25 protein-coding genes and 1 tRNA gene are annotated in these 25144 nt (G+C 67.2%); 11 read left to right on the plus strand and 15 right to left on the minus strand.

Annotated features, from left to right (window positions below):
* Window positions 1-2 precede the first annotated feature (2 nt).
* Window positions 3-914 (minus strand): carbohydrate ABC transporter permease, encoded by a 912-nt coding sequence (locus tag ACFOD4_RS03445; protein ID WP_379594329.1) that lies wholly within the window; start codon window positions 912-914, stop codon window positions 3-5.
* On the minus strand, window positions 914-2245 hold the full coding sequence (locus ACFOD4_RS03450) for an extracellular solute-binding protein (protein WP_379594331.1): 1332 nt from the start codon (window positions 2243-2245) through the stop codon (window positions 914-916). The genes ACFOD4_RS03445 and ACFOD4_RS03450 overlap by 1 nt, the downstream gene beginning before the upstream one ends.
* 127 nt (window positions 2246-2372) lie before the next feature.
* Between ACFOD4_RS03450 and ACFOD4_RS03455 the strand changes: the two genes are divergently transcribed.
* Window positions 2373-3497 (plus strand): fumarylacetoacetate hydrolase family protein, encoded by a 1125-nt coding sequence (locus ACFOD4_RS03455; protein WP_379594333.1) that lies wholly within the window; start codon window positions 2373-2375, stop codon window positions 3495-3497.
* Window positions 3494-4243, plus strand: coding sequence for an alpha/beta hydrolase (locus ACFOD4_RS03460; RefSeq protein WP_379594335.1), 750 nt, complete (start codon window positions 3494-3496; stop codon window positions 4241-4243). Before ACFOD4_RS03455 ends, ACFOD4_RS03460 begins: the two co-directional genes overlap by 4 nt.
* Window positions 4244-4472: 229 nt before the next feature.
* Here the strand turns inward: ACFOD4_RS03460 and ACFOD4_RS03465 are convergent, their stop codons facing one another.
* From ACFOD4_RS03465 to lipB, 4 genes are all read right to left on the minus strand, one after another.
* Window positions 4473-6026 carry a UxaA family hydrolase gene (locus tag ACFOD4_RS03465; RefSeq protein WP_379594337.1) on the minus strand — a complete coding sequence of 518 codons (1554 nt, stop codon included), beginning with the start codon at window positions 6024-6026 and terminating at the stop codon, window positions 4473-4475.
* An 86-nt stretch (window positions 6027-6112) separates the two neighbouring features.
* Complete coding sequence (locus tag ACFOD4_RS03470; RefSeq protein WP_379594339.1) at window positions 6113-7171, minus strand: Ldh family oxidoreductase; 1059 nt, start codon at window positions 7169-7171, stop codon at window positions 6113-6115.
* A 124-nt stretch (window positions 7172-7295) separates the two neighbouring features.
* Window positions 7296-7658 carry an antibiotic biosynthesis monooxygenase family protein gene (locus ACFOD4_RS03475; protein WP_379594342.1) on the minus strand — a complete coding sequence of 121 codons (363 nt, stop codon included), beginning with the start codon at window positions 7656-7658 and terminating at the stop codon, window positions 7296-7298.
* Between the two features lie 109 nt (window positions 7659-7767).
* Window positions 7768-8445 carry a lipoyl(octanoyl) transferase LipB gene (gene lipB, locus ACFOD4_RS03480; protein ID WP_379594344.1) on the minus strand — a complete coding sequence of 226 codons (678 nt, stop codon included), beginning with the start codon at window positions 8443-8445 and terminating at the stop codon, window positions 7768-7770.
* A gap of 61 nt (window positions 8446-8506) precedes the next feature.
* Between lipB and ACFOD4_RS03485 the strand changes: the two genes are divergently transcribed.
* From ACFOD4_RS03485 to ACFOD4_RS03520, 8 genes are all read left to right on the plus strand, one after another.
* Window positions 8507-8589: transfer RNA gene (locus tag ACFOD4_RS03485), tRNA-Leu, on the plus strand.
* Between the two features lie 90 nt (window positions 8590-8679).
* Window positions 8680-10941, plus strand: a complete 2262-nt coding sequence (locus ACFOD4_RS03490) for an NADP-dependent malic enzyme (protein WP_379594347.1) — start codon at window positions 8680-8682, stop codon at window positions 10939-10941.
* Between the two features lie 89 nt (window positions 10942-11030).
* Window positions 11031-11732: a vWA domain-containing protein gene (locus ACFOD4_RS03495; protein ID WP_379594349.1), complete on the plus strand. Its 702-nt coding sequence runs from the start codon at window positions 11031-11033 to the stop codon at window positions 11730-11732.
* Complete coding sequence (locus tag ACFOD4_RS03500; protein ID WP_379594351.1) at window positions 11732-12421, plus strand: J domain-containing protein; 690 nt, start codon at window positions 11732-11734, stop codon at window positions 12419-12421. Before ACFOD4_RS03495 ends, ACFOD4_RS03500 begins: the two co-directional genes overlap by 1 nt.
* 122 nt (window positions 12422-12543) lie before the next feature.
* Complete coding sequence (gene galU, locus ACFOD4_RS03505; protein ID WP_379594353.1) at window positions 12544-13413, plus strand: UTP--glucose-1-phosphate uridylyltransferase GalU; 870 nt, start codon at window positions 12544-12546, stop codon at window positions 13411-13413.
* Window positions 13414-13422: 9 nt separating this feature from the next.
* A complete protein-coding gene (locus ACFOD4_RS03510) occupies window positions 13423-14727 on the plus strand; it encodes a UDP-glucose dehydrogenase family protein (protein ID WP_379594355.1) in 1305 nt (434 codons plus the stop codon).
* 12 nt (window positions 14728-14739) lie between these two features.
* Window positions 14740-16152, plus strand: a complete 1413-nt coding sequence (pgmG, locus tag ACFOD4_RS03515) for a phosphoglucomutase/phosphomannomutase PgmG (protein ID WP_379594357.1) — start codon at window positions 14740-14742, stop codon at window positions 16150-16152.
* Window positions 16153-16357: 205 nt separating this feature from the next.
* Window positions 16358-16780 carry a GFA family protein gene (locus ACFOD4_RS03520; RefSeq protein ID WP_379594359.1) on the plus strand — a complete coding sequence of 141 codons (423 nt, stop codon included), beginning with the start codon at window positions 16358-16360 and terminating at the stop codon, window positions 16778-16780.
* A 60-nt stretch (window positions 16781-16840) separates the two neighbouring features.
* Here the strand turns inward: ACFOD4_RS03520 and ACFOD4_RS03525 are convergent, their stop codons facing one another.
* The 3 genes from ACFOD4_RS03525 to ACFOD4_RS03535 form a co-directional block, all read right to left on the minus strand.
* Window positions 16841-17788, minus strand: coding sequence for a lactate/malate family dehydrogenase (locus tag ACFOD4_RS03525; protein WP_379594361.1), 948 nt, complete (start codon window positions 17786-17788; stop codon window positions 16841-16843).
* Between the two features lie 2 nt (window positions 17789-17790).
* Window positions 17791-19296 carry an SLC13 family permease gene (locus ACFOD4_RS03530; protein WP_379594363.1) on the minus strand — a complete coding sequence of 502 codons (1506 nt, stop codon included), beginning with the start codon at window positions 19294-19296 and terminating at the stop codon, window positions 17791-17793.
* Between the two features lie 191 nt (window positions 19297-19487).
* Window positions 19488-20387 carry a DMT family transporter gene (locus ACFOD4_RS03535; RefSeq protein ID WP_379594365.1) on the minus strand — a complete coding sequence of 300 codons (900 nt, stop codon included), beginning with the start codon at window positions 20385-20387 and terminating at the stop codon, window positions 19488-19490.
* A gap of 182 nt (window positions 20388-20569) precedes the next feature.
* Here ACFOD4_RS03535 and ACFOD4_RS03540 point away from each other — a divergent pair, with 182 nt between their 5' ends.
* A complete protein-coding gene (locus ACFOD4_RS03540; RefSeq protein ID WP_379594368.1) occupies window positions 20570-21676 on the plus strand; it encodes a DSD1 family PLP-dependent enzyme in 1107 nt (368 codons plus the stop codon).
* Window positions 21677-21698: 22 nt separating this feature from the next.
* On the opposite strand, the gene metW is transcribed toward ACFOD4_RS03540, so the two are convergent.
* The 6 genes from metW to ACFOD4_RS03570 all read right to left on the minus strand — a co-directional run bounded on the left by metW (window position 21699) and on the right by ACFOD4_RS03570 (window position 25100).
* Window positions 21699-22316, minus strand: coding sequence for a methionine biosynthesis protein MetW (gene metW, locus ACFOD4_RS03545; RefSeq protein ID WP_379594727.1), 618 nt, complete (start codon window positions 22314-22316; stop codon window positions 21699-21701).
* A 149-nt stretch (window positions 22317-22465) separates the two neighbouring features.
* The gene (locus ACFOD4_RS03550; RefSeq protein ID WP_379594370.1) at window positions 22466-22972 is read right to left on the minus strand and encodes a F0F1 ATP synthase subunit B family protein; all 507 of its coding nucleotides are present in this window, start codon (window positions 22970-22972) and stop codon (window positions 22466-22468) included.
* Window positions 22973-22988: 16 nt separating this feature from the next.
* On the minus strand, window positions 22989-23612 hold the full coding sequence (locus tag ACFOD4_RS03555) for a F0F1 ATP synthase subunit B family protein (RefSeq protein WP_379594372.1): 624 nt from the start codon (window positions 23610-23612) through the stop codon (window positions 22989-22991).
* An 89-nt stretch (window positions 23613-23701) separates the two neighbouring features.
* Window positions 23702-23929 (minus strand): ATP synthase subunit C family protein, encoded by a 228-nt coding sequence (locus ACFOD4_RS03560; protein ID WP_076959667.1) that lies wholly within the window; start codon window positions 23927-23929, stop codon window positions 23702-23704.
* A gap of 85 nt (window positions 23930-24014) precedes the next feature.
* A complete protein-coding gene (locus ACFOD4_RS03565; RefSeq protein WP_379594375.1) occupies window positions 24015-24770 on the minus strand; it encodes a F0F1 ATP synthase subunit A in 756 nt (251 codons plus the stop codon).
* Between the two features lie 24 nt (window positions 24771-24794).
* A complete protein-coding gene (locus ACFOD4_RS03570) occupies window positions 24795-25100 on the minus strand; it encodes an AtpZ/AtpI family protein (protein WP_379594377.1) in 306 nt (101 codons plus the stop codon).
* Window positions 25101-25144: the final 44 nt, after the last annotated feature.

Here is a 25144-nt window from a genome sequence, read left to right on the forward strand (position 1 = left end):
GCTCAGAGGTCCTTCACGCGGTTGCGCGTCCAGAGCAGCAGCGCGGCCAGTGAAACGATCAGCAGAAAAAACACCACCACCACGGCGCTGGCGAAGCCCATGTTGTAGTAGGCGAAGCCCTGCAGGTAGAGGAAGATGTTGATCGTCTCGGAACTGGTTCCCGGGCCGCCCTGGGTGATGACGTAGATGGTGTCGAAAGCCTTCAGCGCGTCGATCGTGCGGATGATCAGCGCCACCACCAGGAAGGGCATCAGCAACGGCAGGGTGATGTGCCGAAAGGCTTGCAGGCTGGTGGCACCGTCGATCTTCGCCGCTTCGTAGGGATCGACCGGCAGAGAGGCCAGGCCGCCAAGCACGATCAGCATCACCAATGGTGTCCAGTGCCACACCTCCACCATCACGAGCGTCGGGATCACGGTGCGTGCATCGTAGATCCACATGGAGGGCGGCAGGCCGAAGCTGGTCAGGATCCAGTTCAGCACACCGAGCTGCGGGTGGAACATCATGGTCCAGACCAGCGCCACGGCGACCGGCGTTGCCATCATCGGCAGGATGAACACGGTGCGCGCCAGCCCGCGCAACGGGAAGTTCCGCGCGAAGACCAGGGCCGCGATCGTGCCGAGGATCATGGGCGCGACCACCGCGACTGCGGTGAAGTACAGTGTCCGAGCCATGGACCACAGGAAGCGCTCATCGGTGAACAGCTTCCGGTAGTTGTCGAGGCCAACATAGGCGTGGCCGCCACCGATCTTCCAGTCATGCACCGACATGAACAGGGTGAAGGCCCAAGGAAACAGGATGACACCGAGCACCACCACCGCCGCTGGAACGACGAACCAGTAGTAGCGCCGCGCATAGTTCCGCCGCCGCGCAGGCGCGGCGGTGGCGGCAGGAAGGATGGCGGCGCCCGACATCAGCCGGTCTTCTCCGACTGCTCCAGCACCGGTCGGAAGGCGTCGGTGGCACGCTTCAGCTCCGTGGCCGCATCGGCGCCGCCGATGCAGTTCGTGAGTGCGGTGCCCAGCGTGTCGCGGAACTCCGTCACCGGCACGATCTCCGGCAGGCCGGGCCGGGCGATCTTGCCGCTCTCCACCAGCGTGGTGAAGAATTCGCGCGGGAACGGGCTGGAGGCGATCGCCTCCTCGTTCCGGAAGGGGCTGGTGCGCGCCGGTGCACCGGCGCCGGAGGTCAGGTAGCGCAGCTGGTTCTGCTTGCCCGACGCCCATTGCAGATAGTACCAGGCCGCCCCTCTCACCTTGCTCTGCTCGCTGATGCCGAAGGCGGTGCCGAACAGGCAGCAATGATGATGCGCTGAGCCGGCGGGCGAAACGGCATAGCCGACCTTTCCTGCGACGCGGGAGCGCTTCGGGTCCTCCAGCGGCGCGGCAAAGCCCACCCCGTCGATCCAGAAGGCGGCGCGTCCCTGCATGAAGGTCGTCTGGCACTCATTCCAGTTGAAGCCGACATTCCCCGGCGGGCCGCATTCGCGCATGATCTTCGCGTAGGCCTCGGTGGCCGCGATCGCGTCCGGCGTGTCGGTCAGCAGCTTCATCTCGGGGCTGACCGAATCCCGTTGCTGGGTGCCGAGCAGGAAAGAGGCCCAGAGCGTGACGTTGGCGTTGCGGAGGCCGCGGCCGACAAAGCCGTATTGCTGCTTCGAAGGATCGGTCAGTGCCTTGGCCGCCGTGTACAACTCGTCAAAGGTCTTGGGAACGGCGATGTTCTTCGCCGCCAGCATGTCCTTGTTGTAGTACATGATGAAGTAGTCGGTGAATTCCGGCAGCGTATCCATGCGCCCGTCCGACTGGGTCGAATAGGTGATGGTGCCCTCGCCGTAATCGCCGAAATCGAAATCCGGCGCGGTGAGCGTGGCGTCCTGGATCAGTGGCCGGATATCGGTGGTCCATTTGGCACGCCCAACCTGCCGCTTGCTGACATGCAGGCTGATGCCGACCACGTCGAAGGACGGTCGGCCGGATGCGAACTCGATGGCGAATTTCTGGCGGTGCTGCTGCTCGGGAATGGATTCGGCACCGATGCGGATGCCTGTCAGCTCCTCGAACTCCTTGCCGTGCTGCATCAGCAGGGCGGAGCGAGGGTTTGCCGTCAGGCTCGCCTCCACCCGTTGCCCCTTGAAGCGCTTCCAGTCGAATGCCTGCTGGGCGCCGACCTTTTCCACCAGGGCGGGCGCCGCCAGCAGGCCGGCAGCCCCGCGCAACGCGGCACGGCGCGTGAAATCGGACATCGCAAAAACCTCCCTCGCCCGGATCTTCGCCGGATTTGTCGCGCCATGCTTTCATCGGGTGCCCCCCGATGGCAAGCCCGAACGGAAGCGGCTAGGTAAAAGCAGAAGCAAAATCGGAGGAGCCACGATGCCCAGCCTCGCCGAAGCCCTGCCCGCCGACTGGCAGGACGGCCATTTCGCCCTTCGCGTCGAGGGCCCCGAGGGCCCGCAGGCCATCGCCCTGGCGCGTGGCGTAGCCTTCGACATGACGCCCGCCTTCGGCACGGTCAGCGCCTGGCTGAACGCGCCCGACCCCGTGGCCGCCATTGCGGCGAAGGGCAAGCCAGTGCAGCTCGACCTCGGCGCCGCAAGGCCCCTCGCCCCGTTCGACCTGCAGGCGCTGAAGGCCTGCGGGGTGACCTATGCGCGCTCCATGCTGGAGCGGGTAATCGAGGAGCGCTGCCGCGGCGATGCCAGCCAGGCCGAGACGATCCGCGCCGAGATCCGCGGCATCATCGGCGACGACCTGGCCAGCCTCGTCCCCGGCAGCAAGGAAGCCGCCGCGCTGAAGCAGAACCTAGTCGAGCGCGGCTGGTGGAGCCAGTATCTCGAAGTCGGCATCGGCCCGGACGCGGAGGTCTTCACCAAGGGCCAGCCCCTGTCCGCCGTGGGCACCGGCGCCAAGATCGGCGTCCACCCTTCCAGCGCCTGGAACAACCCCGAACCCGAGGTGGTGCTGGCGGTGAGCGGCCAGGGCGAGATCGTGGGCGCCGCGCTCGGCAATGACGTGAACCTGCGCGACGTGGAAGGCCGCTCCGCCCTGCTGCTCGGTAAGGCCAAGGACAACAACGCCGCCTGCGCCATCGGCCCCGCCATCCGCCTGTTCGACGAGGGCTTTACGCTGGAGGACATCCGCCAGGCCGAGATCGCGCTGCGCATCACCGGCACGGATGGCTTCAGCCTAGAGGAAGCCGGCATGGTCGGCATCATCTCGCGCGATCCCACCGATCTGGTCGGGCAGATGATCAACCCCCACCACCAGTATCCGGACGGGGCGGCGCTGTTTCTCGGAACCCCCTTCTCGCCCTCGAAGGACCGCGACAAGCCGGGGATGGGCTTCACCCACCATGTTGGCGACACGGTGCGCATTGCGAGCCGCCGGCTCGGCGCGCTGGAGAACACCGTGGACCGCACCGATGCTTGCCCGCCCTGGCGCTTCGGCATCACGGCGCTGATGCACAACCTGGCCAAGCGGGGATATCTGAACGCATGAAGGAAGAGCTGGGGCGGCTCGACCGCGGCAACGGCATCGAACTGGCCTGGGCACGGCTGCCTGGAGCAGGGCCGGGTGTCGTGTTTCTGGGCGGCTTCCGCTCCGACATGGAGGGCACCAAGGCCATCGCGCTGCGCGACCATTGCGCGGCGCGAGGCCAGGCCTTTCTCCGCTTCGACTATGCCGGACACGGCACCAGCGGCGGCGCGTTCGAGGATGGCTGCATCGGCGACTGGGCCGAGGACGCGGCCTTTCTGGTCGGCCGGCTTACCGAGGGGCCGCAGATCCTCGTCGGTTCCTCCATGGGCGGCTGGATCTCGCTGCTGCTGGCGAAGCGTAGCCTGGTTCCCGTGCACGCGCTGATCGGCATCGCGGCCGCGCCCGACTTTACCGAGCGGCTGATGTGGCCGGGCTTCAGCGCGGCGCAGCGGGAAGCCCTGCTGCGTGACGGCGCGCTGCACATCGAGAGCCCCTATGGTCCGCCGGTGCCGCTGACCCTCAAGCTGATCGAGGATGGTCGCAACCACCTCGTGCTCGACGCACCCATCCCGCTCGACCACCCCGTACGTCTGCTGCAGGGCCAGCGCGACGCCGAGGTTCCGTGGCAATTCGCCCTGGAAATCGCGGCAAAGCTGGCCGGCGACGATGTGCAGATCACGCTGATCAAGGATGGCGACCACCGCCTGTCGCGGTCAGGGGATCTGTTGTTGCTGATGGGAACGGTGGATGAGGTGTCAGGGCGCTGATCCCGAGGGGGGCTCCAGCCCTCCCGGACCTCCGAGGCCGACGGCAACCGGTTGTCGACGCGCACATGGCGGTTCGGCGCCGCAGCAGCCACAGAGAGACATGATCCATCTTCGCCGCCGGCAAGGAGGCGCCACCGGCGGAAAGAGCATCGCCTAGACCAAGCGTGCAGGAAAGGTCATCCCCTGCCCGTGAGAGCCCGAGAGGGGCGGCGCCCCCTCGGTCCAGGCATCACCCGGTGATGCCGATCTGCCACGGCGCGAATTCATGCCGCCCCACGCCCAGATCCTCGCTCTTGGTTCGCTCGCCGGAGGCCACGCGCAGGATGTGCTCGAAAATCGCCTGTCCCATCTCCTGCAGGCTCTTGTCGCCGTCCAGCACCTGTCCGCAATTGATGTCCATATCCTCTTCCAGCCGGCGGTACATGGGCGTGTTGGTCGCCAGCTTGACGGAAGGCGCCGGGCGGCAGCCGAACATGGAGCCGCGGCCGGTGGTGAAACAGATCACATTGGCCCCTCCAGCCACCTGCCCGGTGGCAGAGACGGGGTCGAAACCGGGGCTGTCCATGAACACGAAGCCCGGCTTCGTCACGCGCTCGGCGTATTTGTAGACCTCGACCAACGGGCCGGTGCCACCCTTCATCGAGGACCCTAGCGACTTCTCGAAGATGTTGGCGAGGCCGCCCGCCTGGTTGCCGGGGCTGACCACGCCGTTGATCTGCGTGTCGCGGCCGGGAGTGTACTCGTCCTTCCACCAACGGATGCGCTCGATCAGCTTCTCGGCGACTTCACGGCTCGCGGCGCGGCGGGTCAGCGTGTGCTCGACACCGTAGATCTCCGGCGTTTCCGACAGGATTGCCGTGCCGCCATGCCGGGTCAGGATATCCATGGCATGGCCCAGCGCCGGATTCGCCGTGATGGAGGAAAAGCCATCCGAGCCGCCACACTGCAGTCCGACCATGATGTGGCTGGCCGACACAGTCTCGCGCCTCACGTCATTTGCATCGGCGAGCAGCTCGCGTACGGCGGCAATGCCGGCCTCAATGCTTTTCCGTGTGCCGCCCGTGTCCTGCATGGTGAAATGCCGCAGATGCGGCCCGGCCTCGAGCCCCTGCTCCTCCATCAGCCCCTGGATCTGGTTGCGCTCGCAGCCGAGGCCAATCACCAGCACGGAATGGATGTTGGGGTGGCGGATATAGCCGGCCAGCGTCCGGCGAAGCAGCTGCATCGGCTCGCCCGAAAGCTCCATGCCGCAGCCGGTCTGGTGGGTGAAGGCGGCGACGCCATCCACATTGGGGAACTCGGCCAGCCGCTCGGCGGTGAAATGGTCGGAGATGTTCTGCACCACGGTGGCCGAGCAGTTCACCGTGGAAACGATGCCGATGTAATTGCGCGTCGCCACCCGGCCGTCCTTGCGGACAATGCCCTGGAAGGTGGCGCGCTCGGCCTCCGGCACCATGGCCAGGGGCTCATAATCGGCGCCAATGGCGTAGTCGCGGTCGAACTCGGTGAAGGTGATGTTGTGGCCGTGCATCATGGTGCCGGCGGGCGTGTCCTCGGCGGCGAAGCCGATGGTCACGTTGTACTTCAGGATCGGTTCGCCCTTGCGCAGGTGCCGGGTCGCGATCTTGTAGCCGGCCTGCACCGCCTCCCGCGCCAGGACGTTCTCGCCGGGGATGGAGGTGCCGGCCTCCACGGGGATACGCGCCACGACGACGTTGTCATTGGGATGCAGGCGGATCACCGGGCCGTTCATGCGCTTGGCGGCGAGGTCGATCATGGACATGGGCGGACGTCCCTTATCGTGTTCGGTCTTGGATTGTTCTTGGACGAGGCAGCGTTCCGGGGACGTCACCACCCCCGGACACATCTTCAGGCACCGAGTGGCGCCGGCAATGTCACATTGTACTTGGCGGCGATGGGTTGCATCGCCTCGATGATGCCCGGCGCAAGTTCCACGCCCTCGGCCAACGCCTGCTCGCGCGCCTTCAGCCCCTTCTGGCCTGGCAACCGCACCGGTGGCAGGCCGGGTCGCGGTGCCGCGGCACGGCAGGCGGCGGCGGTGTAGCCAGTCTGCCGCTCGAAGGCGGCGAGGCCGGCGAAGGCTTCCGGGTCGATCACCTGCAGGAACACCCCCGCGCCCATGCCGGTGGCCGTGCCGTCGGCGCGGCCATAGCCCGGCAGGCCCTGGGTCAGCGCCTCGGTCACCAGTGCCCAGCCATAGCCCTTCTGTCCGTGGTCCAGCCCGCCGGCCGGCAGGATGGTGCCGCCCTGGGTGATCGCCTTCGGGTCGTCGGTCGGGTTGCCCTCGGCATCCAGCAGCCACTTGGCGGGAAAGCGCTCGCCGCGGCCGATCAGGCGCAGGCTCATGTTGTTGGTGGTGATGGAGGCGCTGATGTCGGTGACCACCGGCGTTTCACCAGTGGGGAAGCCGGCAGCAAAGGGATTCGGAGAGTAGACGCCCTGCTTCGCGCCAAAGGGAGCGACGCTGGTGGTGCCCGGGGCGCTGGAATAGAGCAGGCAGATCAACCCACGCGCCGCCGCCCGCGCCGGGTACACGGCCAGGCAGCCGATATGCTGCGAGCGACCGATGGCGATGCTGACTGTGCCGTGCGTTTTCACCCGCTCGGCGGCGAGGTCCAGCGCTTTCATCACCAGCCACTGTCCCGGCAGGCTGCGCCCGTCCCAGGTGATGGCGGCGCCGCGGTCGGCGATCACCTCCGGCTCGCCCTGGCCCAGCATGCGGCCTCCGACGATCTCATCCATGTATTTCGGCATCAGCCCGAGGCCATGGGTCACATGGCCCATCAGGTCGGACTCAACCAGAACATCGGCCACCACACTGGCCTTGGAGGCCTCGATCCCGGCGGCCTGGAACATGGCGGAGGCGGCGCCGACCAGGGCGGCGGCGTCGTAGCGGGGGGCACTCATGCCCCTGCGGCCCGGCATGACAGGCGGGGCGGCACTGGCTTCATTCCTGGTTCCTCTGGTTGGACGCGAGTGACGCGCCTTTGGTCATATCATCGCATGAGGTTCCAGCCGCCGTAAACCGCCATCAACCTTCCCGATCGGCTTCATCATGAAGCCGGCGACTGTCTTCCGGCACGCCGTCCCGCACTTCCAGCCCGTAGTCGCGCAGCACATGGGCCACCCGCAGCCGGTAGCCGGCCAGCACGCCGTGCCGGCCTTCGCGCTGCGCGGCCCGATGCTCGCCCGTGTTGCGCCAGGCAGCCACCGCCGCCTCGTCGCGCCAGAAGGAGATGGACAACAGCTTGTCGGGATCGGACAGGCTGCGGAATCGTTCAATGGACAGAAAGCCGTCGATGCGGTCCAGCTCGGGCCGGAGCGCGGCGGCAAGATCGAGGTAGCGCCCTTCCCGCCCTTCCGCCGGCCGGAGCTCAAAGATCACGGCGATCATGGCACGGCCTGCGGTCGGGCTTGCTGGCCGCGATCGGAGCGGTGGGGCATGGAAAAGGCGAGCATCGGGATCTCCCTCCAGAAACAGGCCGCCCAGCCGGGCGGGTGGCTTATCCGAAGACCTCAGGCCAGGCGGATTTCAGTGCCACATCCATGTCCTCCATGGTGGCGGGAATGCCGAGCGCGACCAAACTGGTCACCCCGTGGCCGCGGATGCCGCAGGGCACGATGCCGCCGAAATGCCCCAGCTCCGGCTCCACATTGATCGCGATGCCATGCCAGCTCACCCAGCGCGTAACCCGGACGCCGATCGCGGCGATCTTGTCCTCGCCGCCGGTGGCCGGGTTGACCACCCAGATGCCGACGCGGCCCTCGCGCCGCTCGCCCCGGATGTTGAAGCGGTCGAGGGCGCGGATGATCCATTCCTCCAGACCGTGCACATAGGCTCGGATGTCGCGGGCCCGCACCGTGCCATGCGGCCGGTCGAGGTCCAGCATGACATAGGCGGTGCGCTGCCCCGGCCCGTGATAGGTCCACTGCCCGCCGCGTCCGGCGTCGTAAACGGGGAAGCGGGGATCGACGAGCCCTTCGGGAGTCGAAGAGGTGCCGGCGGTGTAGGTCGGCGGATGCTCCACCAGCCAGACGCGCTCCGGCGCCCCCTCGGCACGGATGGCGGCGGCATGGGCGCGCATCGCCTCCAGCGCCACGGGATAGTCGATCAGCCCATCGGCGGCGCGCCATTCAGGTGCCTGCCAGGCGAGATGGTGGGAAATATCGGTCGCGGTCATGGTTCGGGGTGTTGTTGTCTCTGCAATCATCGGCTATACGCCCGGCCCTGCCTGTATCCGTGCGGCCATGGCGGAATGGTAGACGCGCTAGCTTGAGGTGCTAGTGGGGGCAACCCCGTGGAAGTTCGAATCTTCTTGGCCGCATATATTTCCTGATCGCCCCGCTTGCCACCCGGTCTCCGGTCCTTGCGACCAGCCACCGGCTCCGTCATCGTCCGGGGCACGGAGGTGCCGATGGACGACGATTTTCGCAAAGCCGCACTGGATTACCACCGGCTGCCCCGCCCCGGTAAGCTGAGCGTCGAGGCCACCAAGCGCATGGCCACACAGCGCGACCTGGGCCTGGCCTATTCGCCCGGCGTCGCCGCCGCCTGCGAGGAAATCGCCGCCAACCCTGACACTGCGTATGACTACACCACGCGCGGCAACATGGTGGCCGTGATCACCAACGGCACCGCCGTGCTCGGCCTGGGCGCTATCGGTGCCCTGGCCTCCAAGCCAGTGATGGAAGGCAAGGCAGTCCTCTTCAAGAAGTTCGCCGGCATCGACTCCATCGACCTGGAGGTCGAGGAGCGGGACCCGCAGAAGTTCATCGACGCCGTCGCGGTGCTGGAGCCCTCCTTCGGCGCCATCAACCTTGAGGACATCAAGGCGCCCGAGTGCTTCATCATCGAGCAGACCCTGCGCGAGCGAATGAAGATCCCCGTCTTCCACGACGACCAGCACGGCACCGCCATCATTGTTGCCGCCGCCGTGCGCAACGGCCTGCTGCTGCAGGGCAAGACCATTGCCGAGGCGAAGATCGTCACCTCTGGCGGTGGCGCCGCGGCACTGGCCTGCCTCGACCTTCTGGTGGCGATGGGCGCCCGGCGCGAGAACATCACCGTCACCGACATCAAGGGTGTGGTGTACATCGGCCGCAACGAGCTGATGGACCCCTACAAGGACCGCTACGCCCGGGACACGGAGGCGCGGACCCTGGCCGAGGTGCTGCCCGGTGCCGACGTGTTCCTGGGCCTTTCAGCGCCGCGCGTGCTGAAGCCGGAATGGCTGCCGCTCCTGGCACCGCGCCCGCTGGTGCTGGCCCTGGCCAATCCGGAGCCCGAGATCCTGCCCGAGGCGGTGCGCGCCGCTCGTCCCGACGCGATTGTCGCCACCGGCCGCACTGACTATCCGAACCAGGTCAACAACGTCCTCTGCTTCCCCTTTATCTTCCGCGGCGCACTGGATGCCGGGGCGACCACCATCAACGAGGCGATGAAGGTCGCAGCGGTTGAGGCCATCGCCCGACTGGCCCGGATCGAGGCTTCGGAAGTGGTGGCGGCGGCCTATGGCGGCCATGCCCCGGTCTTCGGCCCCGAATACATCATCCCGAAGCCGTTCGATCCCCGGCTGATCCTGGAGATCGCCCCCGCCGTCGCCCGCGCCGCCATGGACAGCGGCGTGGCAAACCGCCCGATCGCCGATTTCGACGCCTACAAGGAGGTACTGGAGCGGTTTGTTTATCGCTCCGGCGACCTGATGCGCCCGGTGATCTTTGCTGCCCGCAAGCAGCCTCGCCGCGTCGCCTATTCCGAGGGCGAGGACGAGCGTGTGCTGCGTGCCGTGCAGACCGTGCTGGATGACGGGCTGGCCGAGCCCACCTTGGTCGGCCGCCGTGAGGTGATCGCCGCAAAGGTGAGCGCCATGGGCCTGCGCATGGACCTCGAGGAAAGCGTCCGCGTTCTCGACCCCTCCACCGACGACGCAACCTTCCGTCCCTTGGTGGAGCTGTACCGCGACAAGGTCGGCCGCCGTGGCGTGCCGCCCGATTCCTGTGAGCGCGCCGTCCGCGTGCGGCCCACCACGGCGACCGCCCTGTTGCTGGAGGCAGGGCTGGTGGACGCCGCCGTGGTGGGCGGCCAGGGCGAGTGGATGCGCCACTGGCACCAGGCCTATGACGTGATCGGCAAGCGCGACGACGTGAACCGTGTCTATGCCATGACCGGTGTGATCCTGCCGGCCGGCACGCTGTTCTTCGTGGACACCCACCTGCTGGTCGAGCCCAGTGCCGAGCAGGTGGCGGAAATGACGCTGCTGGCGGCCGAGCAGGTGCGCGCCTTCGGGCTGCACCCCAAGGCGGCGCTGCTGTCGCACTCTTCCTTCGGCGCCAGCAACGCCCCCTCAGCGCGCAAGATGCGCGAGGCTCTGGCACTGCTCAAGGCACAGGCGCCGGAGTTGGAGGTGGATGGCGAGATGCATGCCGATGCCGCCCTGGTGCAGGCGATCCGCGAGAAGGCGGTGCATGACAGCCCGCTGGTCGAGGCCGCCAATCTGCTGGTGATGCCGAATCTCGACTCCGCCAACATCGCCTACAATCTGGTGAAGGCGGCAGCGGACGGATTGCAGATCGGCCCGATCCTGCTCGGCATGAAGAAGCCCATCCACGTGCTGGTGCCGAGTGTCACGGCCCGTGGCATCGCCAACCTCACCGCGGTGGCCGCCACCCAGCTCTGACCGCATAAGCCGCGGCGGCGGGCGGATTTGCACCCACCGCCGCGCACTGCCCCTTTGCCCGTGCCGCGCGGCACGCCATGTTCCGCTCCATGGCACAGCTTCCAGCCCGCCCGGCCTCCGGCGCCGTGGCCGCCTTTCTGCAACAGGTGGAGAGCCTGCCGGCGGTGCGCGCCGGGACGCACCGTCCGGCCCGGCTGATCTTCGCCATCGATGCCACCGCCAGCCGCCAGCCGAGCTGGGACCGCGCCTGCCACCTCCAGGCCGAGATGTTCGCCGCTGCTGCAGCGCATGGAGGATTGGCTATTCGCCTCGCTTATTACCGCGGCCACGGCGAGTTCGCCGCCACACCCTTCCTGACCGACGCCGCCGAGCTGCAGCGGCGCATGACCGGCCTCGCCTGCCTTGGCGGCCGCACGCAGATCGGCAAGGTGTTGTCGCACGCGCGGGCCGAGACAGTGCGCGAGCCGGTGGCAGCCCTGGTCTTCGTTGGCGACGCGGTGGAGGAGCCGCCCGATCCGCTCTGCCACGCCGCGGGTGAGCTGGGCCTGCGCCGGACGCCTGTGTTTGCATTCCAGGAAGGGAGGGATGCCGTGGCGCAGGAGGTTCTGCGGCAGATCGCACGTCTTTCCGGCGGCGCGCATCACGCGCTCGACGATGCCAGCGCCGGCACGTTGCGCGACCTGCTGCGCGCCGTCGCCGTGTATGCCGCCGGCGGGCGCTCGGCGTTGTCGCGCCTGTCAGGTCCGGTGGCACGGGGCCTACTGGCGCAGCTTCCGGCGCCGCCCGGCTGATGCCCTGGCTGCTCGGCGCGATCGGGGTCTTGCTGTTGCTGGCCCTGGCTGTGCGCGGCTTCCTCGTGGCCACCCCGGCCCAACTGCGCAAGGCGGGGGCGGCAATCTTGGCCACCGTTGGCGGCGGTCTGATCCTGCTGCTGGTGCTCAGCGGCCGGGTCGCCCAGGCCCTGCCTTTGCTGCTCACCTTCGCGCCGATGGGGCTGGGTGTCTGGCGGCGCTGGCGCAATGCTCGCCGCTTCGGCGCCTCGCCTGGCGCTTCCAGCGAAGTGGAGACCGCCACGCTGTTGATGCGCCTCGATCACGCCACCGGCCTGTTGTCTGGCCGGGTGCGCCGTGGTCCCCTGGCCGGGCGGGAGCTCGGCGAGTTGCAGTTGGGTGAAATCTTGGCCCTTCATGCCGATTGCCGGGCGATCGACCTGGAAAGCCTTCCCCTTCTGGAAAGCTGGCTCGATCACGCGCATCCGGCATGGCGCGGCATGGGCAGCGCGGATGACGGCCCACTCGACACCGCCAGTGCCTTGAAGCTGCTGGGCCTCGGCGAAGGAGCAAGCGAATCGGAGATCCGCGCCGCCCATCGCCGGTTGATGCGGGGCGCGCATCCTGACCAGGGCGGATCGGCTGAATACGCTTCCAGATTGAACGCTGCCCGCGATACACTCCTGGCGCGAAAGACCCGTCAGGGCTGACCCCCGCCGATTGCCGTTTCCCGGGCCACATGGCAATTCTGCGGTCACCCGGCCTTACTTCCGCCGTGCTCGCGCGTTCCCCTGCGCGAGATCGACGACGCTGTTCTTGGAGGACTTCTCGCGTGACCAAACCCCTGAAGAAAGCCGTCCTTCCCGTCGCGGGGCTGGGAACGCGCTTCCTGCCGGCGACCAAGGCCCTCGCGAAGGAGATGCTGCCCGTCGTCGACAAGCCGCTGATCCAGTACGCGGTGGAAGAGGCGCGGGCCGCCGGCATCGACCAGTTCTGCTTCGTCACCGGCCGTGGCAAGACCGCCATCGTCGAGCATTTCGACGTCGCCTACGAGCTGGAGCGCACCCTGCAGGAGCGTGGCAAGCACGACATCCTGGAGGATCTCCGCCGGCAGGCGCAGCTTCCGGGCTCCATCACCACGGTGCGCCAGCAGGTGCCGATGGGTCTGGGTCATGCCATCTGGTGCGCCCGCTCCTTCATCAACGACGATCCGTTCGCCATTCTGCTGCCCGACGACCTCATGCTGTGCGAGACGTCCTGCACCCAGCAGCTGGCCCAGGCGTACCAGGAGACGGGCGGCAACGTCGTCGCCATCGAGGAAGTGCCGATGGACCGCGTCAACAAGTACGGCGTGCTCGACATCCAGGAGGATAAGGGCAAGCTGGTCTCGGTGAAGGGTCTAGTGGAGAAGCCGAAGCCCGAGGACGCGCCTTCCAACCTCACCGTGATCGGTCGCTACGTGCTGATGCCCGAGGTGCTGACCCACCTGGCGAAAATGGAAAAGGGTGCCGGCGGCGAGGTGCAGCTGACCGATGCCATGGCCAAGCTGATCGGCACGCAGCCCTTCCACGGCCTGCGCTACGAGGGCCGCCGCTTCGATTGCGGCGACAAGGTCGGCTTCCTGGAGGCACAGATCGCCTTTGCGCTGCAGCGGCCGGACATCGCCCAGGCGGTGCACGACTTCCTGCCGAAATACGTCTGAGGCGCGCCCATGCGGATTGCGATGATCGGGGCCGGCTATGTCGGCCTCGTCTCGGGTGCCTGCTTCGCGGAATTCGGCGTCGATGTGTGCGTTGTCGATACTGACCACGACAAGGTCGAGGCTCTGCGCCAGGGCCGTATTCCCATCTATGAGCCGGGCCTCGACCGCCTGGTGGCGGAGAACGCCGCCGATGGACGCCTGAGCTTCACCACCGACCTCGGCGAGGCGATGCACGGGGCCGACGCCGTCTTCCTTGCGGTGGGCACGCCGACCCGGCGCGGTGACGGACACGCCGACCTCACCTATGTCTTTGCGGCGGCCGAACAGGTAGCGCGTGCGGCCGAGGGTCCGCTGGTGCTGGTGACGAAGTCCACCGTGCCCGTCGGCACCGGCCGCCGGGTCAAGGAAATCGTCCAGGCGGCACGGCCCGACTTGCAGATCGACGTCGCTTCCAATCCGGAATTCCTGCGCGAAGGCAATGCGATCGGTGACTTCATGCGGCCCGACCGCGTGGTGATCGGGGTCGAAAGCGAGCATGCGGCCAAGGTGCTGAAGCGGCTCTACCGCCCGCTCTACCTGATCGAGACGCCGGTGGTGCAGACCTCGGTCGAAACCGCCGAGCTGATCAAGTACGCCGCCAATGCCTTCCTGGCCGTGAAGATCACCTTCATCAACCAGATGGCGGATCTGTGCGAGAAGGCCGGGGCCAACGTGCACGACGTGGCGCGCGGCATGGGGCTCGATGGCCGCATCGGCCGCAAGTTCCTCCATGCAGGGCCGGGCTATGGCGGCTCCTGCTTCCCCAAGGACACGCTGGCCCTGGCGCAGACGGCGCAGGAGTTGGGCGCGCCGGTCACCATTGTTGAGCAGACCATTGCCGCCAACGAGGCCCGCAAGGCGCAGATGGCCGAGCGGGTGGTCGCCGCCTGTGGCGGCTCGGTCAAGGGCAAGCGCATTGCGGTGCTGGGCGTGACCTTCAAGCCTGAAACGGACGACATGCGCGACGCGCCGTCACTGGTGATCCTTCCCGCGCTGGTCGCGGCGGGAGCGCAGGTCGTGGCATATGATCCGCAACCCGCCCATGCCCGCCAGGCGTTACCGGCGGCGGTGGAGTTCGCCTCCTCGGCGCTTGAAGCTGCAAAAGGCGCCGACGCGCTCGTGCTCATCACCGAATGGAACGAGTTCCGTGCCGTCGCGCCCCGGAAATTGAGCACTGCCATGGCTGGCCGCGTGATCTGCGATCTGCGCAATGTCTGGGACCCGGCCGCCATGCGCGAGGCCGGCTTCCACTATTCCTCCATCGGCCGGCCGTAAAGGGAACTCCCGATGACCGCCTTCACCCACCAGTTCCACCCCACCTCGCTGCGCGAATACGACATCCGCGGCATCATCGGCAAAACCCTGTCCGGCAAGGACGCCTTCGCCATTGGCCGCTGCTTCGGCAGCATCGTGGCGCGTGAAGGCGGCAAAAAGGTTGCCGTCGGCTATGACGGCCGCCTTTCCTCGCCCGAGCTCGAAGAGCAGCTGGTCGCGGGGCTCGTGGCCTGCGGCCTGGAAGTGGCGCGCATCGGCTGCGGTCCGACGCCGATGCTCTACTTCGCCTCCTACGAGCTGAAGGCCGATGGCGCCGTGATGGTGACCGGCAGCCACAACCCGCCGGACTACAACGGCTTCAAGATGATGCTGGGCAAGAAGCCCTTCTTCGGCCCGCAGATCCAGCAGATCGGCAGCATGGCCGCCTCCGGCGACGTGGTGGCCGAGGCGTCGGGGTCCTCCACCCAGGTTGATGTGTCCGACGCCTATGTCGCCCGCCTGTTGCAGGATTACGATGGCGGGGACCGCAAGCTGAAGGTGGTGTGGGACCCGGGCAACGGCTCCGGCGCCGAGATCTGCAAGCGCCTCGCAGAGAAGCTGCCCGGCGAGCACATCGTCATCAATGGCGAGATTGACGGCAACTTCCCCAACCATCATCCCGACCCGACCGTGCTCAAGAACCTTGAGCAGATCATCGCCAAGGTGCGCGAGACCGGGGCGGATCTGGGCATCGCCTTCGATGGCGACGCCGATCGCATCGGCGCGGTGGACGGCGAGGGCAACATGCTGTTCGGGGACCAGCTGCTGGTGGTGCTGGCGCGCGATGTGCTGAAGCAGCATCCGGGTGGCACCATCATCGCCGACGTCAAGGCATCGCAGGTGCTGTTCGACGAGGTCGCCAAGGCGGGCGGCACGCCGCTGATGTGGAAGACGGGCCATTCCCTGATCAAGGCCAAGATGGCGGAAACCAAGGCGCCGCTGGCCGGTGAGATGTCGGGCCACATCTTCTTCGCCGACAAGTGGTACGGCTTCGACGATGCACCCTACTCGGCTGTGCGCCTGCTCGGCATCGTGGCGCGCTCCAGTGAATCGCTGGCGCAGACCCGCGACGCTCTGCCCAAGGTGATCAACACGCCCGAGCTGCGCTTCGACTGTCCGGATGAGCGCAAGTTCGGCGTGATCCAGGAAGTGAAAGCCCGCCTCGCCTCCTCCGGCGCCAAGGTGCAGGATGTGGATGGCGTGCGCGTGCTGACCGAGGATGGCTGGTGGTTGCTGCGCGCCTCCAACACCCAGGCCGTGCTGGTCGCCCGCGCTGAGGCCAAGACCGAGCAGGGCCTCGAGAACCTCAAGACACTGCTGGCCGAGCAGCTGGAAGCCTCTGGCCTCGCCGCCCCGGACTTCTCCGGTGAGAACGCCGGCCACTGAGGCTGGCACGCTTTCCCGGCGATGCCTCGCTGCATCGCCGGGGCAAACCCACCGACCCGGCCGATTAGCGCCGCGTCCGGCCCACTGCCTCGTCCCGCGCCGAAAAATTTGTCACGCCCGCGGCCCAGGACAGGCGGGGGCCTGAACGACGCTTCCTGGCAGGCAGCGCCGCCATGCTAGCCTCCCCCGCGGGAGGACCAACACCATGACGGAAACCACAGGTCGCTGCTTCTGCGGCGCCATCCGCTTCCGCTTCAATCACGCTCCTTTGGCCACCCGCGCCTGCTGGTGCCGGGACTGCCAGTATCTGGCCTGCGGCAATGCCTCGGTGAACGCCTTTTTCCGCCCCGCGGGCCTGACGCTGGAAGGGGAGCCGGCGAGCTATGTCAGCCAGGCCGATAGCGGCAACACGATGCGCCGCCGCTTTTGCGCGAAATGCGGCACCCACCTCTTCAGCGAGGCTGAGGCCAGGCCAGACGTGATGGTGGTGAGGATCGGCACGCTGGACCGGCGCGACGGGCTGGCTCCTGTTTCGGCCATCTGGACCGGCTCGGCGCCGGACTGGGCCAGGCTCGATCCGGATCTGCCCAGCTGCGCGGAGCAGCCGACGACGCCGCCTGTGGCTTGATGGGCAAGCCGAGGCGGGCCTTCGGTCCCCGGTGCCGCCGCCACAGGGACTTCGGGTGCCTCAAAGGCTCCGCAGCCCGTCCTCGATGCTGCTCGCCAGAAGCGCCGCGCTGGCCCTCAGCGCCTCCGTTTCCGCTTCGTCCAGAACCGGCTTCAAGGGCGCCGAGGCGCCCGCGGCCGAAAGGATGTGGGGCAGCGAGACGCAGGTGGCAGGAATGCCCGCCACGCCTTCCTCCATGAAGGTCGAAACAGTGAAAGCCGTGTGCTCGTCATTCACGATGGCGCGGCAGAGCCGTGCGATGCAGCCGCCGATGCCGAAATTGGAGACACCCTTGCCCTCCTTGATGCGATAGGCCGAGGTCCGCACATCCTGCGCCATCGTGGCACGCAGCTCCAACCCGATCGGCCGCCCCATTTGCTCGGCGAACAGCTCCAGCGACATGCCGGCCGCATGGGCACCGCTCCAGTGAAGCACTTCGGAATCACCGTGCTCGCCCAGAACATGCGCATGCACGGCGGTTGGCGCCACACCCAGATGCCGGGCCAATCTTTCGCGGAACCGCGCTGAATCCAGCGCACAACCCGTGCCAATGGCCCGCCCGGGGGGCACCCCGTGCCGCCGTACCGCAAGCGCGGGCATCACATCCACCGGGTTGGTGGCGAAAAGCAGCACCGCGTCGGGCGCCGCCTTCAGCACCGCCGCGATGATGCCATCCACGATGCCGAGATTGGCCTGCATCAATTGCAGCCGCGTCTGACCCGGCTTCAGGCTGACGCCCGCAGTGATGACGATGACCTTCGCTCCAGCAAGGTCTTCATAAGCTCCTGCGCGCACATCGGCGGCATGGTTGAACGCTGCGGCGTGGCCAATATCGGCGGCTTCGCTGGCGGCACGCTTCGCGTCCTGATCAACCAGCACCACATCGCTGATGCCCGGCGTGGTGGCCAGCAGATAAGCGGCGGCGGCCCCTACCTGCCCCGCGCCAATAATGCCCACGGTTCCCGGCATGGTCACAGCACTCCCATCAACGGCCAGATCGTGGCGGAGAAAAGCAGGATCAACAGCAGCCCGGCCATCGTCAACGGCAGGCCGACCTTGACGAACTGCCCCATGGTGAAGGCGCCGGTGCCGTAGCACAGCATGTTCTGCGGCGCGTTGGTTGGCAGGATAAAGCCGAAGGACACCACCATGGCCTGGATCATGACGATGCCGAAGGCGGTATCCGGCCCCATGCTCAGCGTCTGGGTGAAAGCCAGCATGATCGGGATCAGCGTCGAGGCGAGGCCGGTTGCCGAGGCAAAGCCCAAATGCAGCACGATGTTGAACACCGAAAGCGCGGCGATGATGCCGACCAGCGGCATCGCTTCAAGCCCCAACTGACCCAGGGTGATGTTGGCCAGCCAACCCGCTGCCCCCGTGCGTGAGAGCAGCGTGCCGAGCGAGATCGACGCCGCGAACAGCACCACGGTGCCCCAGGGCACCAGCTTTTCGGCCTCCGACCAGTTCATGACGCCGATCTTGGGCATCAGCAGCAGCGCGATGCCGAGCTGCGTGGTGGTGGTGGTATCAAGTGGATGCAGGCCCTCGGTGGACCATAGAAGCAGCAGCCCGACCGCCACGGCGATCAACCGCTTCTCCTTGCCCGTGACCGGTCCCAGCTCCGCCAGCTGCTGGCGCAGGCGCGCCTCCGCCTCGCGCGGCTCCGGCACGATGGGGCGCAGCAGGAAGACGGCGATCAGGAACAGCACCGCGCACATGGAAAGGGTGAAGGGGAGCGCGGTGACGAACCAGCCGCCCCAGGTGATGTCGTGCCCGAAAGCCTGATTCATGAAGCTCAGGCTGATCAGGTTCTGCGCCGCCGCCGTCTTGATCCCCATGTTGAAGATGGAGCAGGCCTGGGCGGTGACGATCAGCAGCGCAGCTCCCAGGGTGCTGCCCACCGGCAGCCCAAGCGCGGTGGTGATGCCCACCATGATGGGGATCACGGCACCGACCCGGGCGGTGGCCGAAGGAATGAACAATGCCAGCACGAAGCCGACCAGCATGGCGCCCAAAACCAGCCGCGCCGGCGAAATGCCGATGCGGCTCATCACCAGCAGCGCAATGCGCCGGTCCAGTCCTGTGATCTTCAGCGCCACGGCCAGGAAAAGCGCGCCGGCGACCAGAAGCACCGCCGAGGAAGAGAACCCCCCCAGCATCTGGGCTAGCGCCTGGGTCGAGTTCATCGGCGCCGCGCCCTCGGTCAGCGGCTTGCCGATCAGCCCCACCACGGCCATGCCTGTCAGGATGATGGCGCTGGCAGCCGGGGAAACGCATTCGCTGATCCACAGCACGATCACCAGCACAAGCAGGCCGAGGGCCACCTGCCCCGACGCGCTAAGTCCCGCCGGCGTCGGCGCCAGCAGAACCGCCGCGTAGAGCGCGAGGGCCAGAAGCAGAAAGGCGAATTTTCGGTTGGAGGTCGGCTCGGCGGGCGAGCCGATAGGTTGTTGGGCAGGTGTGGCGGTGATGGTCACCGTGGATGGCTCCGTGCTGTTCGCCTCGGATCGGTGGCACGAAGGCTGCCATCCTTCCTTGCGCTACCGCAAGATCAGGGCGGAATGTTCATTTTGTGGTTCCGGGAGGCGGGCTCGCCGTCCCACTCCGCAGGTGTGAACGCCTGCTCCGTTCAGCGCAGGAAGGAGGGCGAGGCCGATGGGAGCCCGAGCTATTGCGGATGCACCAGCGGGGCGCGGCGCCATCCTTTCGGACCCCGCTCCTTTTCCCGCAGAAAGGTGAAGCCGCCGGCGGCGACGATGATCAGCACGCCCGCCAGCATCGGCACGTCCAGTCGGTCATGGAACAGCCAGTAACCGAAGCCGAGAGCCCAGATCATCTGGCTGTATTGTGGCGGCGCCACCAGGCTGGCCGGCGCCAGCCCCGAGGCAAGCATCAGCAGCGCATTGCCTCCTGCCGCCAGCAGTCCGTAGCCGGCGAGCCACAGCCACTGCTCGGCGCTTGGCCAGACGAAACTTGGCAGCATCAGCACGAAGCCGCCGATCAGTGGCCCTAGCAGCCCCGCGCCATAGAGCGAGACGCGCTTCTCCTTCTGTCCAAGGGCACGCAGCATGACGATGGTCACCGCCGAGGAGAGTGCACCGACAAAGGCGCCGACATGTCCGGGATTGATTTCGCGGAAGCCGGGCCGCAGCACCACCAGCACGCCCACGAAACCCATCACCACCGCGGCCCAGCGGCGCCAGCCCACCTGCTCGCGCAGGAAAACCACTGAGAAGATGGTCACGAAGGCCGGCAACAGGAACAGGATCGAGAAGGCTTCAGCCATGGGCAGCCAGGTGAAGGCCATGACGCTGCCCAGGCTGCCGGTCATTGCCGCTCCCGCGCGTACGAACCATAGCCGCCAGTCCCGGGCGCGGAAGGCGTCGGCGTAGCGCTCGCCCGGCCTCCGCACCAACGGCAGGATCACAAAGCCCATCAGCGCGCCCCAGAAGATAACTTCGTAGACTGGCAACGAGCCTTTCAGCAGCTTCACCGATGCATCGCTGACGGCAAACAGGGCATAGGCCAGGAAGGCGAGCAGCACGCCCCGCAGCACGTTTCGGTCCATAGGTGAAATGTCCAGAGAGGGCGGCAGAGTCGCCGGCCGAATCGACGGCCCGGCACCGCTTTCTAAAGCGCTTCCTCTGGCGCAAGTTGAGTGAAATTCTGTGTTGTCCTTGTGGTGGCAGCCCTGCGCTGCGTGCCGATCCCTGTTCCTGCGCCCGCGCATCATGCCAGGAGTGCCCACGAATGCTGCAAAACCCGCCCGCCCAGCCCGGCATGCGCGAGGAGGAGGTGGATACCCCTGCCCTGATCCTCGACCTCGATGCCTTCGAGGCCAATCTGGACTCCATGGCCGCCATTCTGGCCCCCACCGGCGCCAAGCTGCGGGCCCATGCCAAGACGCATAAATCCCCTGTGGTCGCCTTGCAGCAGATGAAGCGCGGCGCTGTCGGCCAGTGCACGCAGAAGGTCGCGGAAGCGGAGGCCCTGGCCTGGGGCGGCGTTCCCGACATCCTTGTCAGCAACGAGGTGGTGGCGCCCCGGAAGCTGGCGCGTCTCGCCGCGCTGTCGGGCATCAGCAGGGTCGCGCTCTGCGCCGACCATGCGGATGCCGTCGGCCTGATCGAACAGGCGGCGCAGGCCGCGGGCACCCGCCTTTCCGTGCTGGTGGAGATCGATGTCGGGGCGGGGCGCTGTGGCGTTTCGCCAGGGCCCGAGGCGGTGGCGCTGGCAAGCCGCATTGCCGCCAGCCGGCACCTTATCTTCGGGGGGCTACAGGCCTATCATGGTCGTGCGCAGCACATCCGCAGCCCTGAGGCCCGCACCGCCGCCATCACCTCAGCGGTGGACAGCACCCGCCGCACCGTGGAACAGCTGCGCCAGCAGGGCCTCGAATGTGGCATTGTCGGTGGAGGCGGCACCGGCACCTTCCGGCATGAGGCCTCGAGCGGCGTGTTCACCGAGATTCAGGCCGGCTCCTACGCCTTCATGGATGCAGACTACGCCGCCAACGAGGATGCTCCACCGTTCCGTCAATCGCTCTTCCTGTTGACCCAGGTGATGAGTGTGCCCAAGCCCGACCTGGCCGTGGTCGATGCCGGGCACAAGGCGGCGCCCACGGATTCCGGTTTTCCCCAGCTATGGGAACGCCCTGGCCTGACCTATAGCGGTGCCTCGGACGAGCACGGCAACCTGCGCGTCGAAGGCGGCAAGCGCCCGAAGCTCGGCGAGAAGCTGCGGCTGGTACCCGGCCATTGCGACCCGACCATCGACCGCTATGACTGGTTCGTGGGCGTGCGGCGAGGGCGGGTGGAATGCCTGTGGCCGATCGCGGCGCGGGGTGCGATGTCGTGACGTGCCAGGAACCGGAGGGGCGCTACCCCCTCGGTTCCGCGCCGCTCCGCTTCAACAGAAACAAAGCCTGCTCACCGAACAGGTTTGCGAGCCGAACGGACCGCTTCCAGGGCGCTCGCGATCCATGCTCATCCACTGCCAGCCATTGCTCCACCTTGTATCCGTCCTGAGCACAAAGATCGACGAAATCGAGGATGGTGCAGGGATGGATGTTCGGCGTTTCGTGCCAGGCCTTGCCCCAGGTTTGGGTCATGGGCATGCGGCCCGTCAGCAACAGCTTCATCCGCACTTCCCAATGGCCAAAATTGGGAAAGGACACGATGGCATGCCGGCCGATCCGCAGCATCTGCCGCAACACCTCGCGCGGCTTCTCCACTGCATGGATGGTGCGGGACAGCACCACATAGTCGAAGGCGTCGTCCGGGTAAAAGGCCAGGTCGTTATCGGCATCGCCATGAATCACCGCCAAGCCCTGGGCCACGGCGGAGGTGGCCTGGGCCATGTCGATCTCGATGCCGCGCGCATCGGCCTGCTTCTCGCGCTCCAGATGCTCCAGCAGGGCACCGTCGCCGCAGCCGATATCCAGCACGCGGGCCCGTGGGGCGATCATCTCGGCGATGAGCCGCAGATCCAGGCGCATATTCTTGGCGACGAACTGAATCTGGCTGTCGGGCAAGGAGATCCTCCTGCTGCCATGGTGGAGCGGGCTCTCGATAAGCCCGATCCGTACCGCAACGCAAATGGGGGCCGAACGGCCCCCATCACTTCTCCAGACCGAGGCGCTTCGGCTCAGGCGGCGCGCAGCGAGCGAGGCAGATCGGCCACGGCGGCGTCGATCAACTTGGCATCGCTCTCAGCGTCGAGGTGCTGCGCGATCACCTGCTGAGCTGCGGCGGACGCAATCTCGGCGGCGGCGTGGCGCACCTCGTTCACGGCGCTGGCCTCGGCCGCCTGGATGCGGTCCATGGCCATGCGCTCGCGGCGCTTGGCCGAAGCCTCGGCCTCGGCTTGGGTGGCGGCAGCCATCCGCTCCGCCTCGCCCCTTGCGCGGGCGATCAGCGCCTCGGCCTCTGCGGCCGCGGCGCGGCTATCGGCCTCAGCCTTGCGGCGCATGGCCTCGGCCTCGGCGCGGAGCCGCGCGGCCTCGTCCAGATCGGCGCGGATCTTGGCAGCACGGGCGTCCAGCGCCTCGGTCGCCTTGTTCCACATCGTCCGACCCAGCAGCACCACGAAGATGATGAAGGAGACGGCGACCCAGAAGGTCGGGTTCAGCCAGAAATGCTCGTAGTGATGCACGACGCCAATCCCCTCTTCAGGCCCGGCCGCGGGCGGCCAGCTCGTTCTGCACGGCGGCGGCGACGGCGGCTTCGTTCTTCAGGCCGGAAACGCGCGCGACCAGCGCGTTCGCGGTGTCGGTGGCCACTTCGCGCAGCGCGCCCATGGCGCTGTCGCGCGCGGCGTTGATGCGCGCCTCGGCGGCCTCGATCTGCTGGTTCAGCCGGGCATTCAGCGCCGCGGCCTGCTGCGCGGCCTCGGCCTGCGCGGCTTCAGTGGCGGCTGTGATGGCCTGGTGGCTCTCGTGCCGGGCACGCGCCGTGGATTCGTGATGCGCGGCGATGGCGGTATCGGCCTCGGCCTTGGCGGCACGGGCAGCTTCCAGATCGCCATCGATGCGGGCGCGCCGCTCCTCCAGCACGGAGGCGACACGCGGCAGGGCATATTGGGAGAGCAGGTAGTAGAAGACGCCGAAGATGATGAACAGCCAGACGATCTGGGCCAGCATCAGCGGGTTGCCGAAATCGAGCTGCGGCATCCCGCCGGCAGCCTCAGCAGCCTCGACGGACTGCGCCTCCAGGCTGTTCTCGACCGTCTGCGCCGCCTGGGCGGCGGTGGAAAGCAGCAGGGCCGTCACGCCCGCGAGGGTAACCCGCTTCATCATCAGCATCCCTGAAATTCGCATTGGCCCGTGGGCACACAGCCGGGGGCGCGGCAACGAGGACGCGCCCCCGGATCAGTGAGGCCTGATCAGGTGAACAGGATCAGGAAGGCGATCAGCAGCGCGAACAGCGCAACGGCTTCCGTCAGGGCGAAGCCCAGGATGCCGATGGGGAACACGGTGTCACGCGACGCCGGGTTGCGGGCGACGGACGCGATCAGCGTCGAGAAGATGTTGCCCAGCGCCAGACCGACGCCGAACAGGGCGAGAACGGCAATACCGGCGCCGATCGCCTTCGCAGCAAGCACGATTTCCATCAGAGGATTCCCTTCGCTGATCTGATGTTAGTTCCGCCGGACGCAGCCCGGCACGGACGTGGCCCCTTTGTGAGGACTGACCCCGTCAGTGCAGGTGCACCGCGTCATGCAGGTAGATGCTGGTGAGGATGGCGAACACATAGGCCTGCAGGAAAGCAACCAGCAGTTCGAACCCGACCAGGAGGACGTTGACCGAAAGCGGCAGCACCGCGACAAGCGGGCCGACCACGCCAAGACCGCCCAGCAGCACGACGAAGGTGGCGAACACCTTCAGCAGCACGTGGCCGGCAACCATGTTGGCGAACAAACGGACGGAAAGGCTGATCGGCCGCGAGAGGTAGGACACCACCTCGACCGGCACGATGATGGGGGCAAGCCAGAGCGGCGCACCCTCGGGGAAGAAGTAGCCGAAGAACTTCTTGCCGTGCAGCGACAGAGCCACGATCGTCGTCACCAGGAACACCAGGAAGGCGAGACCGAAGGTCACCGCGATGTGGCTGGTATAGGTGAAGGCGTAGGGGAACAGCCCCAGGACGTTGCCGAACAGCACGAACATGAACAGCGCGAAGACAAAGGGGAAATAGCGCTTCCCTTCATGCCCCACCTGCCCTGCCACAAGGTTCTCGACGAATTCATAGAAGGTCTCGGCCACCGCCTGGAAGCGGCCCGGCACGATGGCGCGCGGCGCCATGCCGACCGTCATGATCAGCACGACCAGGCCGGCAGCGACCAGCATGTGCAGGTTGGACTGGGTGAAGTTCACGGCCGCGCCGATCGGACCCAAGGAATGGGTCAGCTCGAACTGGCTCAGGGCGTCGATCGTCTTGCCTTCGGCGGCCACGCGGCTCTCCCGTATCCGATGATGCTACTTCAGGCCGCCGGACCGGGGAGTGAACAGCCGATAAACGTTCATCACCCCGGCGGCGCCGCCCACGACGAAGAAGACGAGAAAGAGCCAGGGAAAGCTGCCGAGCCAGCGGTCGAGCAGCCAGCCCAGCCCCGCCCCGGCGATCAGGGCCGATACGACCTCGATCCCCGCCCGCAACCCGATCTGCATCGATCCCGCCGGGAGGCCACCGGCTGGTGTCTCGCCTGCGTCCGCATCCTTTTCCAGGCCACGGCGTTGCCGGGCCTGCTTCAGACGCGCGTCAAAATCGTTGCGTTCCGTCACCCCTCGCTCCCGCGGTCCGCCCGCCGGAAGGCTGTCCGGCTCGT

The organism is Teichococcus globiformis (genome assembly GCF_042646265.1).
GTDB lineage: Bacteria > Pseudomonadota > Alphaproteobacteria > Acetobacterales > Acetobacteraceae > Pseudoroseomonas > Pseudoroseomonas globiformis.

Coding starts and splice junctions, on each gene's coding strand:
- ACFOD4_RS03495 (WP_379594349.1), top strand. CDS start 11,031: ATGGCACAGCTTCCAGCCCGCCCGGCCTCCGGCGCCGTGGCCGCCTTT.
- ACFOD4_RS03540 (WP_379594368.1), top strand. CDS start 20,570: ATGCTGCAAAACCCGCCCGCCCAGCCCGGCATGCGCGAGGAGGAGGTG.
- ACFOD4_RS03490 (WP_379594347.1), top strand. CDS start 8,680: ATGGACGACGATTTTCGCAAAGCCGCACTGGATTACCACCGGCTGCCC.
- ACFOD4_RS03445 (WP_379594329.1), bottom strand. CDS start 914: ATGTCGGGCGCCGCCATCCTTCCTGCCGCCACCGCCGCGCCTGCGCGG.
- ACFOD4_RS03465 (WP_379594337.1), bottom strand. CDS start 6,026: ATGTCCATGATCGACCTCGCCGCCAAGCGCATGAACGGCCCGGTGATC.
- ACFOD4_RS03500 (WP_379594351.1), top strand. CDS start 11,732: ATGCCCTGGCTGCTCGGCGCGATCGGGGTCTTGCTGTTGCTGGCCCTG.
- ACFOD4_RS03555 (WP_379594372.1), bottom strand. CDS start 23,612: ATGAAGCGGGTTACCCTCGCGGGCGTGACGGCCCTGCTGCTTTCCACC.
- ACFOD4_RS03535 (WP_379594365.1), bottom strand. CDS start 20,387: ATGGACCGAAACGTGCTGCGGGGCGTGCTGCTCGCCTTCCTGGCCTAT.
- ACFOD4_RS03470 (WP_379594339.1), bottom strand. CDS start 7,171: ATGAGTGCCCCCCGCTACGACGCCGCCGCCCTGGTCGGCGCCGCCTCC.
- ACFOD4_RS03520 (WP_379594359.1), top strand. CDS start 16,358: ATGACGGAAACCACAGGTCGCTGCTTCTGCGGCGCCATCCGCTTCCGC.
- ACFOD4_RS03525 (WP_379594361.1), bottom strand. CDS start 17,788: ATGCCGGGAACCGTGGGCATTATTGGCGCGGGGCAGGTAGGGGCCGCC.
- metW (WP_379594727.1), bottom strand. CDS start 22,316: ATGCGCCTGGATCTGCGGCTCATCGCCGAGATGATCGCCCCACGGGCC.
- ACFOD4_RS03455 (WP_379594333.1), top strand. CDS start 2,373: ATGCCCAGCCTCGCCGAAGCCCTGCCCGCCGACTGGCAGGACGGCCAT.
- ACFOD4_RS03460 (WP_379594335.1), top strand. CDS start 3,494: ATGAAGGAAGAGCTGGGGCGGCTCGACCGCGGCAACGGCATCGAACTG.
- ACFOD4_RS03560 (WP_076959667.1), bottom strand. CDS start 23,929: ATGGAAATCGTGCTTGCTGCGAAGGCGATCGGCGCCGGTATTGCCGTT.
- lipB (WP_379594344.1), bottom strand. CDS start 8,445: ATGACCGCGACCGATATTTCCCACCATCTCGCCTGGCAGGCACCTGAA.
- pgmG (WP_379594357.1), top strand. CDS start 14,740: ATGACCGCCTTCACCCACCAGTTCCACCCCACCTCGCTGCGCGAATAC.
- ACFOD4_RS03510 (WP_379594355.1), top strand. CDS start 13,423: ATGCGGATTGCGATGATCGGGGCCGGCTATGTCGGCCTCGTCTCGGGT.
- ACFOD4_RS03475 (WP_379594342.1), bottom strand. CDS start 7,658: ATGATCGCCGTGATCTTTGAGCTCCGGCCGGCGGAAGGGCGGGAAGGG.
- ACFOD4_RS03450 (WP_379594331.1), bottom strand. CDS start 2,245: ATGTCCGATTTCACGCGCCGTGCCGCGTTGCGCGGGGCTGCCGGCCTG.